Raw genomic sequence first — 17,594 nt, forward strand, 5'->3', positions numbered from 1 at the left:
GGAGGGAGGGAAAAGAAAGCACGTCTGGAACGCTCTCTTCTTATTGACCATCGAGCGGAGTCAGGCGGGCGTCGATGCTGGCCCGGCGCTCAGCTCCAGCCAGTCCAGTTCCTCCTCGACGAGGTGGTAGGCGTCGTCCCCGATCCTCCCGGTGCGGCGAAGCTCGGCGAGGGCCTGGCGGGCCGCCCCGACCGCCCGCTGCCGCAGCACGTTGTCGCGCGTGTCACGCGGGTCTCCCCCGCTCCGGGTCTGGGCCAGGGCCTCCCGGTATTCGAGCTTCAGGCGTTGTGCGGCCCCGGAGTCGTCGCCATCCAGGCTTCCCAGGGCCGCCCCCAGCGCCGCGCCCCGCGCCAGGCTGGTTTCCGTCTCCACCGTCGTGTCCTGGGGCAGCCGCAGCCGCAGGAGTAGCGGGCGCAGCGTCAGGCCCTGAAGCACCAGCGTGCCCAGCACGACGACGAAGGCGGTGAGCTGGATGAAGTCCCGCTCCGGGAAGCCCTCCGGGAGCGCGAGGGCCGTCGCCAGCGTGACGATGCCGCGCATCCCCGACCAGCCGATCACCAGCCCGCTCTTCGCCCGCAGCGGGGCCGTGGAGGGTGGGGCCGGGTGGACGCCGGACGGGCGACACCTTCCCCGTGAGAGGGCGTAGGACAGCGCCCAGAGCAGGCGCACGAGGATCACCACGGCCAGGATGACGAGCGCGGCGACGAGCGAGCGCCGGAGTTCCGCCCCGCCCAGCACCTCCAGAATCGGCCCCAGCTCCAGGCCGATCAGGGTGAAGGCCAGGACGTTCAGCACGAAGGTCACGGCGTCCCAGACGGCGAAGGTCGGCACCCTCAGCCGCGCCGCGAGACCCGACCGCCTCGCCGCCGTCAGGCCGAAGACGACCGTCGTGACCACGGGGGAGAGGCCCAGCCGCTCGGCGAGGAGCCAGATGGCGAAGGTGAGCACGAACTGGACGACGACCGAGGTGGGGGCGTCGTCGATGCGCCCGATCAGCAGGCCGACCGGCCAGTTCAGCAGCCACCCGACCGCGACGCTGCCGAACACCACGAGGGCGAAGGTCGGCAGCGCCCCCACCAGACTGAAGCTCCCGGCGGCCACCGCCCCGACCGCCAGGGTGTAGATCAGCAGGGCGGAGGCGTCGTTGAGCAGGCTCTCGCCCTCCAGAATCTTGCGGAGGCGGTAGGGCGGGTTGACCTGCCGCAGGACGGCCAGCGCGGCCACGGCGTCGGGAGGGGCGAGCAGGGCACCGAGGGCGATGGCCGCCGCCCAGGGCAGGTCGGGGAAGAGCAGCCGGGCGGTGAGGGCCACGGCGACCGTCGTCAGGCCGACCGCCACCACGACGAGCGACAGCACCGCCTGCCAGTTCTCCCGCAGGTCGCGCAACGAGGTGTCGTAGGCCGCGTCCAGCAGGATGGGGGCGACGAACACCGCCAGGATCAGTTCGGGGGGCAGCTCGAAGCGGGGCGCTCCCGGAAGGAATGCGACGACCGCCCCGCCCACCGCGAGAAGGGTGGGAGAGGGGATGCTCAGCCGCCGGGCGACGACGGAGAGGATGGTCGCGCCGAGCAGGAGGCCGAGCAGGGTCTCGAAGAGGGGCATGCATCAGTGTCGCCGGGGTCCCAACATTTTGAAATACATAACAAATCGGCCATTTTCCGCACTGCGCGCTTGTTATGCTCCCGCCAGATTCACCTCATGGGAGGAAGCTTATGAACCGCAGACTGACCCTGACCGCCCTGCTTCTCAGTTCCAGTGCCGTCGTCTCCACGGCGAGCGCCGCGCCCGGCGCGTGGCGGGGCACGATCTACATGGTCGCCGCCGACTACACGCCCGACTATCCCGGCGTGAAGAACCCGCTCAAGGTCTTTCAGCAGATCGCCAGCGAGTACGAGAGGAAATATCCCGGCATCAAGATCAGGTTCCACAAGGAGCCGGTTCCCGACACGAACACCATGATCCGGGTCAAGGCGGCGGCGGGCGAGCTGTACGACATCTACTGGGCGCAGTCCTACAGCCTGAACTCGACGTTGCCCAGGGGGGTGGCCGCCGACCTCGCCCCAGCGTTCAAGCAGCCCAACCCATACATCCCCGGCAACAAGGCCTGGCAGGACGTGATGGACAAAGCACAGCTCGCCGAGAGCCGCAACCCCAGGGGCGAGGTTTTCACACTCAGCGGCGACAAGGTGGTCTACACCATCTTCTACAACAAGGACCTGTTCAGGAAGGCCGGAATCACGAAGGCTCCGGCGACCTGGCCCGAGCTGATCGCGGCATCGAAAAAACTTCAGGGCGCGGGCATCTACCCCATGCACGCGGTCCCGGCCTACCCGTGGTGGAGCCGCCACTTCCTGTCGGACCTGTACTCGAAGGACTACGCGCGGCTCGCGGGCTACGACGGGCTGCCCGGCCAGTCGCCGCTCGACGAGGCGGTGGCGATCTCCAAGGGCATCCTGACGCCCAAGGACGACCGCTTCATGTCGTGGTGGCCGATCATGAAGCAGTTCACCGACACCTGGCCGAAGGACTACATCGCCGCCGACCCCGGCAAGAACTACGACGCCTTCCAGGACTTCGTGGGCCAGAAGGAGGCCATGATCTACGAGGGCAGCTACAAGGTCCGCGACATGCTGGACTCCGGCGTGAAGTTCCCGGTGGGGGCGTTCAACTTCCCGAAACTCAGCAAGAACGAGAGCAAATACGCGACCGGCGCGAACACCGCCAACGCCTACGCGGGCACGGGCGGCCTCCAGTACGCGATGAGTACCCCGCTTTCCAACAAGACCATGCGCGAGAAGGGCAAGACGGAGGCCGTCCTCGACTGGATGCGCTACTTCGGCACGCCGCGTAACCTCCAGCGCCTCACCGCCGAGCAGGGCACCTACGCGCCCACCTGGCCCGGCACGAGCGTCAAGCTCGCCCTGAGCAACTTCGACGCGGGGGCCGTCACGGCCCAGCTCAAGCTGCCCGAACGTTCCATCGGCACGGCGAACGCCTCGGCCAACCTGGGCTGGGTGGACATGCAGAAGATTTTCGGGCTGTACCTCAGCGGCAACCTCACGCTCGATCAGGCGAGGGCACAGGCGCAGACGGTCCTCGACCGCGCCGCGCAGGACTACGCCCGCAAGAACAAGGTGGACCTGTCGAAGTATTAGGAGGAGCGGTCAGCTTTAAGCTCTCAGCTTTCAGCCGTCAGCGGTCAGCAAAGACAGGCGTCACGCTGAGAGCCGACCGTTCAGGAGACCCCATGTGTGATTTCGCCTTTCTCTTGACCACCCTCAGCCACACCTGGCCCATAGGCCGGGCCGCCTGACGGCAGGCCGGGACACCGCCCACGCGCGTGCTTCCCGGCCTGCCGCCTTTTTTGGAGCGCATCGGTGAAGCGGGGAGCCTGGTTCTTGCTGACGGCTGAGAGCTGACCGCTAATCCCTGACCGCTTCCCGAGTGCCTCCCACCGAGGAGACCCCATGACCGCCCTGCCCGGCTTCCGTTCCGACCCGGCCTCCCGTCGCGCGGCCCTCACGCGGCTGCGCCGGGGCTGGCCCGCCTACCTCTTCCTGTTGCCGACGCTGCTGCTGGTGGGCTACTTCTCGTACTACCCGGCCTACGTCGCCATCACGCGCGCCTTTACCGACTGGGACGGGTTGAACGTGCCCAATTTCACGGGGCTGGAGAACTTCCAGCGGGCCGTAAGCGATCCGGTGATGGGCGAGGCCGTGCAGCACATGATGATCTGGGTGGTCCTGGGCCTCCTCCTTGCGCTCGTGCCGCCGCTGCTGGTGGCGGAGCTGATCTTCCACCTGCGCGGGGGGCGGCGGCAGTACGCCTACCGGACGCTGTTCGTGGTGCCCATCGTGGTTCCGTCGCTGGTGCTGCTGCTGGTGTGGAGCAGCTTCTACCGCAGCGATGGGCTGCTCAACGGGCTGCTGGGGGCGGTGGGGCTGGGGGGGCTGCGGCACGAGTGGCTCAGCGACCCGGACACGGCGCTCTACAGCCTGATCTTCCTGGGGTTCCCGTACATCGACGCCTTCAACTTCCTGCTGCTGTACGCCGGGCTTCAGGCGATTCCCGAGGACGTGTTCGACGCGGCCAAGATCGACGGGGCGACGGGCTGGCGGCGGGTGTGGCGCATCGACCTGCCGCTGCTGCGCCCGCAACTGGGACTCATCGCGGTGCTGGCGATCATCGGGAACGTCCAGTATTTCATCAGCCCGCTCGTGCTGACCTCGGGGGGGCCGGGCTACTCCACCACCGTGCCCGCGCTGCTGATGTACTTCACGGCCACCCGCGACGGCGAGTACGGCTACGGGATGGCCATCGCGGTGCTGCTGCTGGTGGTGGTCGTGGCGATGACGCTGCTCTCGCGCCTGATCAGCCGGGGGACGCGGTGAGCGCCGGGCCGGGCCGTTCCGGCTTCACGCCGGGCGAGGCGGTGCGTCAGGCGATCCTCGTCCTCCTCGGGCTGCTCGCCCTCTTCCCGCTGTACTTCACCACCGTCAACTCCCTCAAGAGTCCGGTGCAGTATGCCGAGAACCTGCTGAACATCCCCGCCACCCTGCACCCCGAGAACTACACCCTCGCGTGGAATCAGATTCAGGGGCCGCTCCTGAACTCGGTCGTCGTGACGGTGACGAGCGTGCTGGCGACGCTGGTCCTCGCTTCTCTTAGCGCCTACGCCTTCGCCCTGATGGACTTTCCGGGCCGCCACCTCCTCTTCGGGCTGACCCTCGCGCTGCTGCTCGTGCCGGAGTTCCTGACCCTGATCCCGCTGTACGTGCAGATTCGGGCGCTGCCGCTGCCGAGCAATTACCTCGCGCTCATCCTCCCGACCATCGCCATCGGGCAGCCTTTTGCCATCCTCGTGCTGCGGGCGGCCTTCGAGGCGCTGCCGAAGGACATGCTGGAGGCCGCGCGGCTCGACGGGGCGGGGCACCTGCAACTGCTGTGGCGCATCGTGCTGCCCATCGCCCGGCCCATCCTCATCAGCGTGGCGATCATCCGGCTGATCCCGGTGTGGAACGAGTACCTGCTCCCCTCTCTGGTGCTGGACGAGGCACACCGCACCCTGCCCGTCGCGCTCGTGAACTTCCAGGGGGGCGGGGCCTCCAACGCCGGCGCGCCCAACTACGGGGCGCTGATGGCCTCCTACGTCCTCTCCGCTCTGCCGCTGGTGGCGCTCTTCGCCTTCCTGATGCGCTACTACATCCAGGGCGTGACGAGCGGGGGCGTGAAGGGGTAGCGATAACGGGGAGCAAGGGTTGAATTTGGGTGCCCCGCACCGAGTTGAAGACGGTGTGGGGCGCTTTTGCATCTCTCCAGGAAAAAGGCCGCCCACAGCGAGCGGCCCTCTCCTCTCCCCTGCTCCGTCTCTCAGGGCAGCGTCTTCGCCTCGGCGAGGTGCCGGGCCACGACGGGCTGAATCTTGGCGGCGTAGGCGAGGGCCTGCTGGTCCTTGCCCACCGAGCGGTAGGTCTCGATCAGGTCGAGGGTCATCTGGTGCCCGCCCACCTGCACGTTCTTGTAGGCCGCGTCGAAGGCCGCGCCCGACAGGGTGGTGAGGCGGTTGTACTGGATGCGCTGGTCGGCCCCCGGCTTGTCGGTGAGCTTGACGCCCTTGGCGGCGGCCAGCGCGTTCAGCTCGGCCTGTGCCCGCGTGTGCTCGGTGATCATCTCCTGCGCGTAGGCCCGCACCCGCGCGTTGCTGCTCTTTTGCAGGGCGAGGCGCGAGGTGTTGATCTCGGTGAGGTTGCTCATGGTCGCCACTTCCATGAACAGCACGTCGGTGTCGTTGGACACCTGCGCGGTGCTCTGACCGCTCGTCTGGGCGTTCTGGGCGGTGGACTGCCCCTCGGCCCCCCCGGCGAGGGCGGCGGGCAGGGCGATGCTCAGGGCGAGGGCGGAAGCCATCAAACGTCGGTTCTTGTTCATGGTGAAACCTCCAGGGAACGATGTGCCCCGGTAGTTTGCCAGCGGGAGAAGCCTCGTCAAACCCTCCCACCTTCATGCAGCCGTGAATCCTTGTGAAGTCAAAGTTGAGCCATGAAGGAGCGTAAGAAAAAAGACTGTGGTGTTCCGGATTGGGTTGAGGAGTCTGAGACTACGGATGAGCTTAGAAAGACGAGCGCCGCGAATAGATAGACAATACACTTTGTTCCGACAGCCACGTTCTCAAGAGGGCTTGGGAGAAAAGCCATCCACGTTGAGGCGTGCGTCCTCATGCTGAGTCGCATGAAGCCGATCAAGCCCCGCGTGCATGGAATCATCGATTACGTCGCCTGCGGCACGATGCTGGCCGCGCCCTCCCTGCTGGGACTGAACGGGGCGGCGCGCACGGCGTCCTACGCCTTCGCGGGAACGTACCTCGTGATCAGCGCCCTGACGGACTATCCCCCGGCCCTGAAGCGGACGATTCCCTTCCCGCTGCACGGCAAGATCGAGCTGTCGAGCGTGCCCGCGCTGGCGGCGCTGCCCTTTCTGGTGGCAAGTTTGAAGGGCGGCAAGGAGCGCGCGTACTTCCTGGGGCTGGCGGGCACGGTGCTCGGTGCCTACACCCTGACGGACTGGGAGGCGGACCCGGACGCCTGAACTCCAAAAAAGAAGCTGGAGGCCGGAGAGGACGCGGCTTCCAGCTTTTTTGACACCTGCTCTTCAGTCCTTCAAGTTGTACACCCGCACGTAATCGAAACGGGTGGTGAAGCCCGCCCCGCCCATCGAGACGAGGCCGATCTTCGCCCCACCGAGGTTGTGGGTCCAGGTGCCGCCGCGCGTCCAGTTCACCCCGTCGCGGCTGGAGTAGCCCGTGTAGGTCTCCTCGTTCCCGCTCGCCCGGCGCACGACGCGCAGCCAGGTGTCGCGGCCCGGCGAGGCGAGGACGGTGTTGCCGTAGCGGGGGTAGCCTTCCTGCCCGGCGGCAACCTCCTTGGCGAACTCGATCTGGCGCGTGTTGAAGTTGGAGAAGACGGCGACCTTGAGGAAGCGGTTGTCGTCGCCGTAGATGACGAGGCCGCCCTGGGAATAGTTGAAGCAGCACCCCTCGTCGGGCAGGTCGATGTTGAGCTTGACCTCCACGGCGTAATTCCCGGTGGGTGCCTCCGCAGTCAGCACGGAGGCGTCGTTGCTGTCCACGTACAGGTCGGCGGACTGGGTGTCGAAGCGGAAGGTGCCGTCTTCCAGGCCGGTCGTCCCGTCGGCGGGCGGGCGCACCCAGGTCCAGCGGGAGGCGAGGGTGGAGCCGGTGAAGTCGTCGCTGTAGGCGTCGAGCTGGTTTCCCAGACTGTCCTGCCCGACCACGGCGGACGCGGGAGCCGTCGCCTCGCCGGGTTGGGCGGCGGGGGCGGGCCGCGTCCCGTCGGACGCCCACGCGCCGCCCCGCACGGTGGGCCAGCCGTCTACCCAGTCCACGGGATCGAGGAGCATCGGGCGCTTGTTGAGGTTGCGCGTCACGTCGAGGTAGGGGTCGAGGCGGTCGATGGCGTGGTAGGCCGTCCAGTGCCGCCCGGCGGCGTCCTGAAAGACGACGTTGTGGCCGGGGCCGACCCAGCGGTTGCCGTTCATGCTCAGCACCGGGGTACCGCCCACGCGGGGGTCGAGGAGGGACACGCCGTCCCTGTCCACGAAGGGACCCGTCGGGCTGGCCGAGCGGCCCACGAAGACGCTGTAGCCCGTCAGCGGCCCGCCGCAGCAGTTGGTGGCCGAGGCCATCAGGTAGTAGAGGCCGCCGTGATACACCACCTGCGCGCCCTCGTAGCGGTTGTCGAGCGCGACCTCGCGCTGGGTGGCGGGGTCGGTCCTCAGCCCGTCGCCGCTGAGCCGCCGCACCGAGATGCCGCCGAAGTAGCTGCCGTAGTACATCCAGCGGTTGCCGGAGGCGTCCGTCAGCACCTCCGGGTCGAACACCCAGCGGCGACCATTCGGGTCCGCATCCGGGCCGGGCGCGGGCTGCGGCTCCACGACGGGGGTGCCGCTGTCCGTCCACGGCCCGGTCGGCGTCGGCCCGGTGGCGACCCCGATGGCGCTGCCGCCCGCCTCGGTGTCGGAGGCCGTGTAGTAGAGGAGGTACGTGTTGCCCTGCCGCACCACCTCGGGTGCCCACAGCCCCGCGTCGTCCTTCACCCAGTCCGGCTTGGTCGTGAAGGCGTCGCCCACGTACGTCCAGTTCACGAGGTCCGCCGACTTCGCCATGCTGATGAGGTGGAAGACGGGATTGCCCTGCGCGTCGCGCTCGGAGGCGTTGTGCGGGTCGGTGGTGCAGTACAGGTACCAGGTGGAGTCGGTGCCGCGCAGGATGTCGGGGTCGGCGCAGGACTCCACGCGGGTGCCGTCCGCCTTCGTGATGACGGGCGGGTTGGTGTAGGTGCGCCCGGTCTGGGGAGGACTGAACCGGTCACACCCTGAGAGGAGCAGGGCACCGAGGACGGACGGGGCAAGCAGGGTAGAGCGGAGACGGGCGGTGCGCGGCATGGGAAAACCTCCGGGGTGAGCTACGAGTGGACGGGCGAGGGAAGGGCCGTGGGTGCGCCGTTCTCCCAGCGCAGCGGCGCGGCGTGGAGCTGCCGTTTGGTGCGCTCCTCGTTCCAGGCGTGGAAGACGAGAATGTCCCCGTCGTGTCCCTGGGTGACGCTGGCGTGACCGGGGCCGCGCAGGTGTCCGGCGGTCCGCAGCACGTTCGCGCCGGGGCTGGGTTCCGTCCACGGGCCGAGCGGGTGGTCAGCGACCGCGTGCCCGACCCCGTAGCTCTCGTTCGTCCAGGCCCCACCGGAATACAGCAGGTGGTACCCCCCGTCCCGGTACAGCACGAAAGGACCCTCCAGCGTGTGCCAGTCGTACACCGCACCGTACATCGGGCGGGCACGCTGGTACATCTGCCAGTCCCCGGTCGCTCGGAGAATCGTCCGCGTCTCCCCCAGACGCTTCATGTCGTGCAACTCGGCCACGGCGAGGACCGTGCCGGGCCGCTCGCTGGTCAGGTCGTCCCGCGCGAAGAACAGCCACCACGAGCCGTCCGGTGCCCGGAAGGGGTGGGGGTCGATGGCGAACGGCTCGTCCGGCGTCAGGTTCAACCCGAGGTCGGTGAAGGGGCCGAGCGGGTGCGGGGCCGTCGCTACCCGGAGGTGGTGCCCCTTATCGCCCTGTCCCACGGAGGAGTACATGAAGAATGTGTCTCCATTCCGCGTGACCTCGGGTGCCCAGTAGTCCTGCTCCTCCGGGGTCAGCGGTTCGAGCGCCCCCCCGTGCGAGGTCCAGTGAACGAGGTCGGGCGAGGACAGCACCTCGAAGGCCTGCTGCCCCGCCCGCCCATGAAGACCGGTGCCGTAGGCGTAGTACGTCCCGTCCACGAGCAGGACGAAGGGATCGGCGAAGTTGCCGGGGTAGAGAGGTTCTTGGGGGAGGGGGTCACGCATGGATGGACCTTTCGTTAGAGAAGACGGGAGCTTTGAAGGCGTGAGCAGCCTTGAAACTCAATGACGACGAACGATAGGTGAACAAGCACGGTAGTTAGTCCATCTATGTTCCGGGGATGCGCCGCCCGCTCACCCCCACCCGGCCTCCCCCCTCAAGGGGGAGGGGCTAAGAGCGAGAGCTTTAGCTCCTTTCTCCCTCTCCCCTCGTGGGTGACGCGCAGAGCTGCGAAGCAGAGGGCCGGGGTGAGGGGGCGTGTGACCAGCTCACCTGATCAACAGAGGCCGGACCCTTCTTTCAACGGCTCTGGAAGGCCGCGCCACTTCACCCCCACCTCAAGGCGTCGGCCTCGCCTGCGGCGTCAGCGTCGGCCCGTTGACCCGCACCTTGCCGCCACCGAACGTCACCCGGTCGAGGTACATGCTGCGGTAGCCCACCGCGTCACCGATCTTGCCCGCCGTCCACGCGTGGTAGGCGAGCCAGGTGCGGCCCGCGCCATCGGTGACGACCGTCTGGTGCCCCGGCCCGGCGACCGCTCCCTTGCTCACGAGGATGGGGTTCTCTGGGGCCTTGCGGTAGGGTCCGGTGATCCTCGGGGCCGTCGCGTACCCCACCGCGTACAGGTCGCTGTCGAAGGGTCCCGCCGAGTACAGCAGGTAGTACACGCCGCCCGCCCGGTGCAGGGTCGGGGCCTCGATGACGTTGCCCTCCCACAGCGCGAAGTTCTGGATCAGGGTGCTGGCCTTGCCCGTCAGCCTCAGCCCGGTCGCGTCCAGGGGTTGCAGGTAGAGGTTCGTCGCCTGATTGCAGCAGTTGCCGTCGTTCTTCCACAGCAGGTAATTCTTGCCGTCCACATCGCGGAAGGCGCTGGCGTCAATGCTGCCGCCCTCGTCGAGCTGGCAGACGAGGGGGTCGCCGGGCGCGGGCTTGAAGGGTCCGGCGGGGGCGGTGGACGTGGCCGCCCCGATGCACTGGCGACCGCTCTCCTCGTGCCAGGCGGTGAAGTAGAGGACGTACCGCTGGCCGAAGCGCGCGACCTCCGGTGCCCAGGTGCGCCCCCCCTTCGCCCAGCCCGGCAGCGTGGGCATTGCGTCGCCCCCCACCTCCCAGCGCACGAGGTCGCGGCTGACGGCGTGGGGGACGTTGGCATTCGCGCTGTTCGTCGCGTAGGCGTGGTAGGTGTTCCCCACCTTGAGGATATGGGGGTCGGGGAAGTTCTCGTCGAGAACGGGATTCTTGAAGGTGGCCGTCGGGGCGGGCCGGGTCGCCGTGGCCCCACCACCCGCGAGGGTCGGGGAGGGGGCGAGCAGGGCACCGAGCGTGAGCGTCAGGGCGAGGCGTGTCGTCTTCATTCCTTCAACCCCGAGGTGGAGAGGCCCGACTCCAGGAAGCGCTGGGCGAGGAGGTACGCGATCAGTGCGGGCACCGCCGCCAGCGTGGTCGAGGCCATCAGCTTCCCGTACTCGGTCACGTACCGTTGCGAGAAGGTGGTGATGCCGACCGGAAGGGTCATCTTGTCCACGTCGGTGACGGTGAACAGCGGCCACAGGAAGTTGTTCCACGACCCCATGAACGAGAAGACCGCCAGGGTCACGAGCGGGGGGATGCTCAGCGGCAGGATGATGCGCCACAGGATTTGCAGGCTGTTCGCCCCGTCGAGCCGGGCGGCCTCCTCCAGCTCGCGCGGGATGCCCACGAAGAACTGGCGCAGTAGGAAGACGCCGAAGACGCCGCTGATGCCCGGCCAGATCAGCGCGTGGTACGAGTTGATCCAGTTGAAATTCAGCATCATGATGTACGTCGGAATCAGGGTCACGATGCCCGGAATCATCAGGCTCGACAGGATAAACCAGAACCAGGCGTTGCGCCCCCGGAACTGCATGCGGGCGAGGGGATAGGCCGTCAGCGCGCACAGGGCGACGTGGATGATTGTGAACGCGGCGGCCACGTACAGCGAGTTCCACGTCCAGCGCAGGATGTTGCCGTCGGGCGAGGTCAGCACCGAGGTGTAGTTCTCGAAGGTGATGTTGCGCGGAATCCACTGCACCGGTGTGGCGATGGCGTCCGCCTCCGTCTTCAGCGAGGTCGAGATCATCCAGTAGATCGGCGCGAGGAACAGCACCGACAGCAGGCACAGGACGATGAAGCGGGGCAGGTCACGCGGCATCCGGCGACGGCGGGGTGTGGTGGACCCGGCGGGGGGAGGCGGGGCGACCGTCATGCGCCCGTCTCCTTCACGTCACGCGCCATCGAGCGGAACTGGATGGCCGTCAGCACGAGCATGAACAGGCCGAACACGAAGCCCATCGCGGCGGCGCTCGAATACTGCGCGTTCGTGAAGCCCTCCTCGGTGATGTACTGGATCACACTCTGGGTCGAGCGGCTCGGCCCCCCGTTCGTGATGACGAGCGACTGCCCGAACAGTTGGAAGGACGCCAGCGCCGTCGTCACGAGGACGAAGAGGGTCACGGGGGCCAGCATGGGCACGGTGATGAAGCGGAAACTCTGCCACGGCGTCGCCCCGTCGAGCGAGGCGGCCTCGTACAGCGAGGCGGGCACGTTGCCGAGCGCGGCGAGGTAGAGCGTCATGTTGAAGCCCAGCGTCCACCAGATCGTCCCCACCACGATGGGCACCCACGCCAGCCCCTCGGTCGAGAGCCAGGGGATCGGCGGTGCCCGGAAGAACAGCTCGCGCGCCGCGTTCACCAGCCCGATCTGGTTGTCGAACATCCAGCGCCACAGGATGCCCATGACCGATACGGTGAGGATGCCCGGCATGAAGAACACCGCCCGGAAAAAGGCCCGCCCGAAGATCGGCTTGTGCAGCAGCAGGGCCAGCCCCAGCGCCGCCGCCACGAGCAGCGGCACGCTGACGATGGTAAAGAAGGTCGTGTTCCACAGCGTCTTCCAGAAGAAGTCGGCCTGTGGGGTGCCCGGCGTAAAGATGTTGCGGTAGAACTCCCCTCCCACGAAGGGCTGACGCCCGCTCAGCAGGTCCCAGCGGTGCAGGCTGATGTACAGGCCGTAGCCGATGGGATAGATGGTGAAGACGAAAAACAGCAGCGCGTGCGGCAGCAGGTAGAGGTAGGGTTCGATGTTCAGGCGCGGGCGCGGCGCGGGGGCGCGGGCCGTAGCCACTTCGGAGGGGGCATTCGTGACGGTCATGGGGCGGGCACCTCGCGCGGGGAAGGAGGGCGAAAGGGAGGCGGCCCGTTCCCTGACCCAGTGGAGCGTGGTGAGGGAGCCGGGCCGCCGGGGGGCCGTTACTGCTGGAAGTTCTTGCGCGCCTGCTCGATCTGCTTGTTCGCCTCACGCACGCCGTCGTTCAGGGCCTGCGCGACGGGCTTCTTGCCCAGGTAGGCGGCCTCCCACGCCTGATCGAAGGGCACCATCACCTGACCGACCCAGGGAAAGCCGCTCGTGGCGTACACGCTGTTCAGGCGGTCGAAGACGCCGCTGATGGCCGCCGTCTCGAACTTGGCGTTGCGGGCCACGGCCCCCTGGGTGGGCAGGCTGCCGGTCGCGGTCCAGGTGAGGTTCTGCGCGGGCTGCGCGAGCCACGACATGAAGGCGAGGGCGGCGGCGCGCTTGTTGGCGTCGTATCCGGGGCGCTGCCTCGGCAACGTCAGGTGGCTCGATCCACCCCACGCGGCGTCGCGCACGGTACCGCCCACACGCGGCATGAAGGTGACGCCGAAGTTCATCTTCTGGGTCTCGAAGCGGTCGAGGTACCACTGCCCGCTGGGGAACATGCACACCTTGCCCTGGCTGAAGGCGGCGAGTTCGGCCTCCTCGGTGCTATTGGGACGGGCCACGCGCTGCTTTTGCACGAGGTCCACGAGGAACTGCACGGCGCTCACCGCCTGGGGCGAGTTGAAGGCCGCGTTCTGCTTGGCGTCGATCAGCGAGCCGCCGTTTTGCAGGATCGCCGCGTAGGCCGCCCGCGCGCCCACCCAGTTGTTGTAGAGGCTCACGCCCCAGGTGTCGAGGTTCCTGGGATCGAAGCCCGCCTGGGTCGAGTTCTTGCCGCTCTTGTCCACCGTGCAGCGTTGCGCGATCTGGAGGAACTCCGCGCGGGTACGGGGCGGCTTGTTGGGGTCCAGCCCGACCTTCCGCATCAGGTCCTTGTTGTAGAACATGACGTAGGCGACGCTGGAGATCGGCACCCCGTACGACTGGCCCTGGTAGTCCGCCGTGGCGAACAGCGGCCCGAAGAAGCGTGCCTTGTCGATGCCCGCCGTCCGCAGTTCGGCGGCGGTGAGGGGCGAGACGGCCCCGCGCGCGACGAAGCCCGTGATCTGGTCCTCGTTGATGACGGCCACGTCGGGTGCCCGGCCAGAGGCCACGAGCGAGGGCAGTTGCTGCCACGTCGTCGCCCACGGCTGCGCCTGCGCCCGCACCTGAATGTTCGGGTGGGTGTCGTTGAAGCGCTTGACGAGCGACTCCATCACGGGCCGATCGGGGCCGGTGAAGCCGTGCAGAAAGGAGAGCTGGACCTTCGGCCCGGTGTAGTTCTGCGCCCCGGCGGTTCCGAGGGCGAGCAGCGTGAGCAGGGCGGTGCGGCGCAGGGTGCGGTTCATGGTCGACCTCCGGGGTCGGTGGGGCCACCCCAGGGAAGGGGTCAGCGTGGGGACGGGCTGAACAAGGCCTAGACAAAGAGCGAAGGGCGGACGCCTTTGAGTGTATAGGAGATTTTCCGTGCTGGCAGGGTACACCCGCTCACAGGGGCCGTCAAATGGGGTGCCGGGCGGGGGGAGGCTTTCAGAGACATGCCCCCGGCCCGCTCCAGTTCGCCTGCTGTTGGGAACGGAGCCTTGAGGGGGCATACAGGGACCTGCAAACGCCCTCTGTCCGCCACTTTTCGGGCGTGAGGGACTCGGAGGTGAGGGGCCGTTTCCACCGAGAGCCGCGTGTCTCCCGGTCTCACCTGCCCCGTGAACTCGTCGTTCACCGTTGGGCGGGGCCATTGACGCGGCTCGCCGGGGCTTCTACGCTTCCGGCGCTCGGGCGGCTTCGGCACACGCGACACACCGCTTTTGACGTTGGGACTTCTCAGCGGGGCGAAGGGAGACGGACATGGGGATGTTAGCGGGCAAGGTGGCGTTCATCACCGGGGGCGCGAGCGGGATCGGGGCGGGGACGGCGCGGCGTTTCGCGGGCGAGGGCGCGCGGGTGATGCTCGCGGACGTGCAGCCCGAGGAGGGGGGGCGCGTGCGGGACGAGATCGTGGCGGCGGGCGGCGAGGCGGCCTACGTGGACTGCGACGTGAGCGACCCGGAGGCGGTGCGCGCGGCCATCGAGGCGACCGCCCTGCGGTTCGGGCAGCTCGACATCGTGTTCGCCAACGCGGGCATCAACGGCGTGTGGACGCCCATCGAGGAGCTGCGGCCCGAGGAGTGGGACCGCACGCTGGACATCAACCTGCGGGGCACCTACCTGACCGTCCATTACGCGGTGCCGCACCTCAAGCGCGCGGGCGGCGGGAGCATCCTCATCACGAGCAGCGTGAACGGCACCCGGAGCTTTTCCACCCCCGGCGCGAGCGCGTACAGCACCTCGAAGGCCGGACAGGTCGCCTTCATGAAGATGATCGCGCTGGAGCTGGGTCGCCACGGCATCCGCTGCAACGCGGTGTGTCCGGGGGCCATCGAGACGCACATCGGCGAGCGCACCGAGCAGCGCCACACCGAACGCATCGGCATCGAGGTCGAGTTGCCCCAGGGCAGCCCGGCGCTCAACGAGGGGCTGGGCGAGCCGGTGGACGTGGCCGACACCTGCCTCTTCCTCGCCTCCGACCTCGGGCGGCACGTGTCCGGCGTGGAAATCTACGTGGACGGCGGCGCGTCCCTGCTGCGCTGAACGCCGAGGGCGGAGTTGGCCCGAAGAGTCCGGTCACGCAAGGACGTGCTCTTTTCTCTCTCCCTCCTTGTGGGGGAGGGTCGGGGAGGGGGGTGGCGAGCCACGCTCGCCCTTCCGAACCACCGCCGGCTCAGGACGCGAGGGCCACCTCCACCCGGTTGCGCCCGCCGCGTTTGGCCACGTAGAGGAGGTCGTCGGCACGCTGGAAGAGGGTGTCGGGGGTGTCGCCGGACTGCCAGGCGGCCACGCCGAGGCTGAGCGTGACCCGGCCCACCCCGAAGTCGTGCGCCTCCACGGCGGCGCGCAACCTCTCCGCGCAGCGGGAGGCGGCGGCGAGGTCCACGCCGGGCAGCAGCCAGGCGAACTCCTCCCCGCCCCAGCGCGCGAGCACATCGTCCGCCCGCGCCTCCCGCCGGGCGAGGTCGGCGAGGTCACGCAGCACGCGGTCGCCGACGGGGTGGCCGTGGGTGTCGTTCACGTTCTTGAAGGCGTCGATGTCGAAGGTGATCAGGCTCAGCGGCCCGGCGTCGGCCCTCCCGGCGGCGGTGCCCAGGGCCTGATCGAAGGCCCGGCGGTTGAGCAGGTTGGTGAGGGGGTCCAGGTGGGCGAAGCGGTCGAGTCGGGTGCGCTCCTGCTCCAGCCGCGCCTGCCGCACGTACACCAGGGTCAGCACCTGCATCAGCAGGTAGAAGCAGCCCCCGACGAGCGCCTGGTGGAGCAGCAGGCTCAGCACCCCGCCGGCGGTGGCCTCCCCGGCGAGAAGGGCCGCGCCGCCGCTCCAGCCCTGGACGACGAGGCCCGCCACGTACACGGCCAGCGCCAGCCGGGGTGCCCACGGCGGCGGGAACAGCAGCCAGCAGCACACCGTCAATACCAGCGACAGGTAGAGGTGGTGGCCCGTCAGGAGGTAGGCCGCGTCCGCCGCGCCCGTGCCGGGGGGCAGCAGCCGGTAGCCCAACGCCTCGAACGCGAGGGTGAGGCCCACCAGCCCGAGGAAGGCCAAGCGGATGACGAGCAGCCGCGAGCGCGGGAACAGCGCCATTCCGGCGGTACCCAGGAGGAACAGGATGCCGACGAGCAGGTTGAGCCACGCCTCCAGCGGATGCGTCGTCCACTCCAGCGCCGCGCGCCCCACCTCGGTCACGCCGACGACGGGCAGAATGCCGCCGACCACCCGCTCGAGCGCTCGCACATACTCGGGGGTAAAGATCGGTGACGGGGTGGGGGACGTGGGCATAGGGGCTGGGGCGGCCACCTCGTCACTCCTCACAGGGGAGGGGAGGCGGGGCAGGTGAGGGCAGGATCGCCCCCCGTCAGTAACAACACTCTGACACGGGTGAGCGGCGGCGAACCTTCATCGAGACGTTTTCTCCCCCACCCGCCCGGCGGGCACGGGGTTCTCGTCGTCACTCCCCGCGCTGCGGTCCCCCTCACCCCCCCCGGCGAGCAGGAGGACGCGCCGGGCGGGCAGCGCGGGCGTAATTCCGGCGGCCCGCAGCGCGGGGGTGATGGCCTCCAGCACCTCGTCCTGCGCGATATTCGCCTCGCGGCGGATGGGCGGCGCGATCCAGAAGCGCACCTCCAGCTCCATGCCGGACTCGCCGTACGCCCGCACGAGGACGGCGGGGGCCGGGTCGTCCAGCACCTGCTCCAGCCCCGCCAACGTGTCCAGGATGACCCGCTTGACCCGCGCGAGGTCCTCGCCGAAGCCGACCGTCAGGGCCACGTCGAGCCGACGGTGCTCGTAGGCCGTGTTCACGACCACCCGGTTGGTGTACAGCTCGCTGTTGGGGATGACGACCTGGCGGTTGTCGTAGGTGCGGATGAGGGTGGCGCGTACCTGGATGTCCTCCACCGTGCCCTCGTGCGGCCCGCTCACGATCTGGTCGCCGATGCGGAAGGGGCGGGTGAGCAGGAGGAGCAGCCCCGCGAGCAGATTCTGGAAGATGTCCTTGAAGGCGAACCCGATGGCGACCCCGCCCACCCCCAGCGCCCCGAAGAGGGAGGCGGCGTTGAGTTCGGGCACGATGATCGTCACCGCGACCAGTCCGCCGAGCGCGAGGACCACCCACCCCGCGAGCCGCGAGAACACGAGCGCCGTGCCCCCCTCGTGCCCGGCCCGCCCGGTGAGCGCGAAGACCCCCCGGCGGGCCAGCCCCGCCACGAACACGAACAGCACGAAGACGCCCAGCCCGATGATGACGTTGGGCAGGGCGGCGATCAGCCCCTGGAGCATCCCCTGAAGCCGCGTCCAGGCGGCGTCAATGTTCAGGTTCACGTCCCTAACTTACGGCATCGGTCGGGGGTCCTGACTTGCGGGGGCGGCCAGCCGTCAG

General features: G+C 68.6%; 15 protein-coding genes. 5 read left to right on the forward strand and 10 right to left on the reverse strand.

Annotated elements, in window-relative coordinates:
* Window positions 1-60: 60 nt before the first annotated feature.
* Window positions 61-1,602, reverse strand: a complete 1,542-nt coding sequence (locus V3W47_RS03805; RefSeq protein WP_331823841.1) for a cation:proton antiporter — start codon at window positions 1,600-1,602, stop codon at window positions 61-63.
* A gap of 110 nt (window positions 1,603-1,712) precedes the next feature.
* Between V3W47_RS03805 and V3W47_RS03810 the strand changes: the two genes are divergently transcribed.
* The 3 genes from V3W47_RS03810 (at window position 1,713) to V3W47_RS03820 (ending at window position 5,239) form a co-directional block, all read left to right on the forward strand.
* Window positions 1,713-3,155, forward strand: coding sequence for an extracellular solute-binding protein (locus tag V3W47_RS03810; protein WP_331823842.1), 1,443 nt, complete (start codon window positions 1,713-1,715; stop codon window positions 3,153-3,155).
* A gap of 312 nt (window positions 3,156-3,467) precedes the next feature.
* Window positions 3,468-4,391, forward strand: coding sequence for a carbohydrate ABC transporter permease (locus V3W47_RS03815; protein ID WP_331823843.1), 924 nt, complete (start codon window positions 3,468-3,470; stop codon window positions 4,389-4,391).
* Window positions 4,388-5,239: a carbohydrate ABC transporter permease gene (locus V3W47_RS03820; RefSeq protein WP_331823844.1), complete on the forward strand. Its 852-nt coding sequence runs from the start codon at window positions 4,388-4,390 to the stop codon at window positions 5,237-5,239. The genes V3W47_RS03815 and V3W47_RS03820 overlap by 4 nt, the downstream gene beginning before the upstream one ends.
* 131 nt (window positions 5,240-5,370) lie before the next feature.
* On the opposite strand, the gene V3W47_RS03825 is transcribed toward V3W47_RS03820, so the two are convergent.
* Entirely contained in the window at window positions 5,371-5,928 is a 558-nt protein-coding gene (locus V3W47_RS03825; RefSeq protein ID WP_331823845.1) for a DUF4142 domain-containing protein, read from the reverse strand.
* Window positions 5,929-6,228: 300 nt separating this feature from the next.
* On the opposite strand from V3W47_RS03825, the gene V3W47_RS03830 reads away from it, so the two are divergent.
* Window positions 6,229-6,585, forward strand: coding sequence for a hypothetical protein (locus tag V3W47_RS03830; protein ID WP_331823846.1), 357 nt, complete (start codon window positions 6,229-6,231; stop codon window positions 6,583-6,585).
* Between the two features lie 63 nt (window positions 6,586-6,648).
* On the opposite strand, the gene V3W47_RS03835 is transcribed toward V3W47_RS03830, so the two are convergent.
* From V3W47_RS03835 to V3W47_RS03860, 6 genes are all read right to left on the reverse strand, one after another.
* A complete protein-coding gene (locus V3W47_RS03835; RefSeq protein ID WP_331823848.1) occupies window positions 6,649-8,460 on the reverse strand; it encodes a glycoside hydrolase family 43 protein in 1,812 nt (603 codons plus the stop codon).
* A gap of 20 nt (window positions 8,461-8,480) precedes the next feature.
* Window positions 8,481-9,401: a glycoside hydrolase family 43 protein gene (locus tag V3W47_RS03840; protein ID WP_331823849.1), complete on the reverse strand. Its 921-nt coding sequence runs from the start codon at window positions 9,399-9,401 to the stop codon at window positions 8,481-8,483.
* Between the two features lie 333 nt (window positions 9,402-9,734).
* Window positions 9,735-10,751: a glycoside hydrolase family 43 protein gene (locus V3W47_RS03845; RefSeq protein ID WP_331823850.1), complete on the reverse strand. Its 1,017-nt coding sequence runs from the start codon at window positions 10,749-10,751 to the stop codon at window positions 9,735-9,737.
* Window positions 10,748-11,620: a carbohydrate ABC transporter permease gene (locus tag V3W47_RS03850; RefSeq protein ID WP_331823851.1), complete on the reverse strand. Its 873-nt coding sequence runs from the start codon at window positions 11,618-11,620 to the stop codon at window positions 10,748-10,750. Before V3W47_RS03850 ends, V3W47_RS03845 begins: the two co-directional genes overlap by 4 nt.
* Window positions 11,617-12,564, reverse strand: a complete 948-nt coding sequence (locus V3W47_RS03855) for a carbohydrate ABC transporter permease (RefSeq protein ID WP_331823852.1) — start codon at window positions 12,562-12,564, stop codon at window positions 11,617-11,619. Before V3W47_RS03855 ends, V3W47_RS03850 begins: the two co-directional genes overlap by 4 nt.
* A gap of 98 nt (window positions 12,565-12,662) precedes the next feature.
* Window positions 12,663-13,979: an ABC transporter substrate-binding protein gene (locus V3W47_RS03860; RefSeq protein WP_331823853.1), complete on the reverse strand. Its 1,317-nt coding sequence runs from the start codon at window positions 13,977-13,979 to the stop codon at window positions 12,663-12,665.
* 496 nt (window positions 13,980-14,475) lie between these two features.
* On the opposite strand from V3W47_RS03860, the gene V3W47_RS03865 reads away from it, so the two are divergent.
* On the forward strand, window positions 14,476-15,258 hold the full coding sequence (locus V3W47_RS03865) for an SDR family oxidoreductase (RefSeq protein ID WP_331823854.1): 783 nt from the start codon (window positions 14,476-14,478) through the stop codon (window positions 15,256-15,258).
* A 130-nt stretch (window positions 15,259-15,388) separates the two neighbouring features.
* Here V3W47_RS03865 and V3W47_RS03870 read toward each other — a convergent pair whose 3' ends face one another.
* The gene (locus V3W47_RS03870; protein ID WP_331823855.1) at window positions 15,389-16,450 is read right to left on the reverse strand and encodes a GGDEF domain-containing protein; all 1,062 of its coding nucleotides are present in this window, start codon (window positions 16,448-16,450) and stop codon (window positions 15,389-15,391) included.
* Window positions 16,451-16,612: 162 nt separating this feature from the next.
* Entirely contained in the window at window positions 16,613-17,536 is a 924-nt protein-coding gene (locus tag V3W47_RS03875) for a mechanosensitive ion channel family protein (protein ID WP_331823856.1), read from the reverse strand.
* Window positions 17,537-17,594: the final 58 nt, after the last annotated feature.

This window comes from Deinococcus sp. YIM 134068, from assembly GCF_036543075.1.
Lineage (GTDB): Bacteria > Deinococcota > Deinococci > Deinococcales > Deinococcaceae > Deinococcus > Deinococcus lichenicola.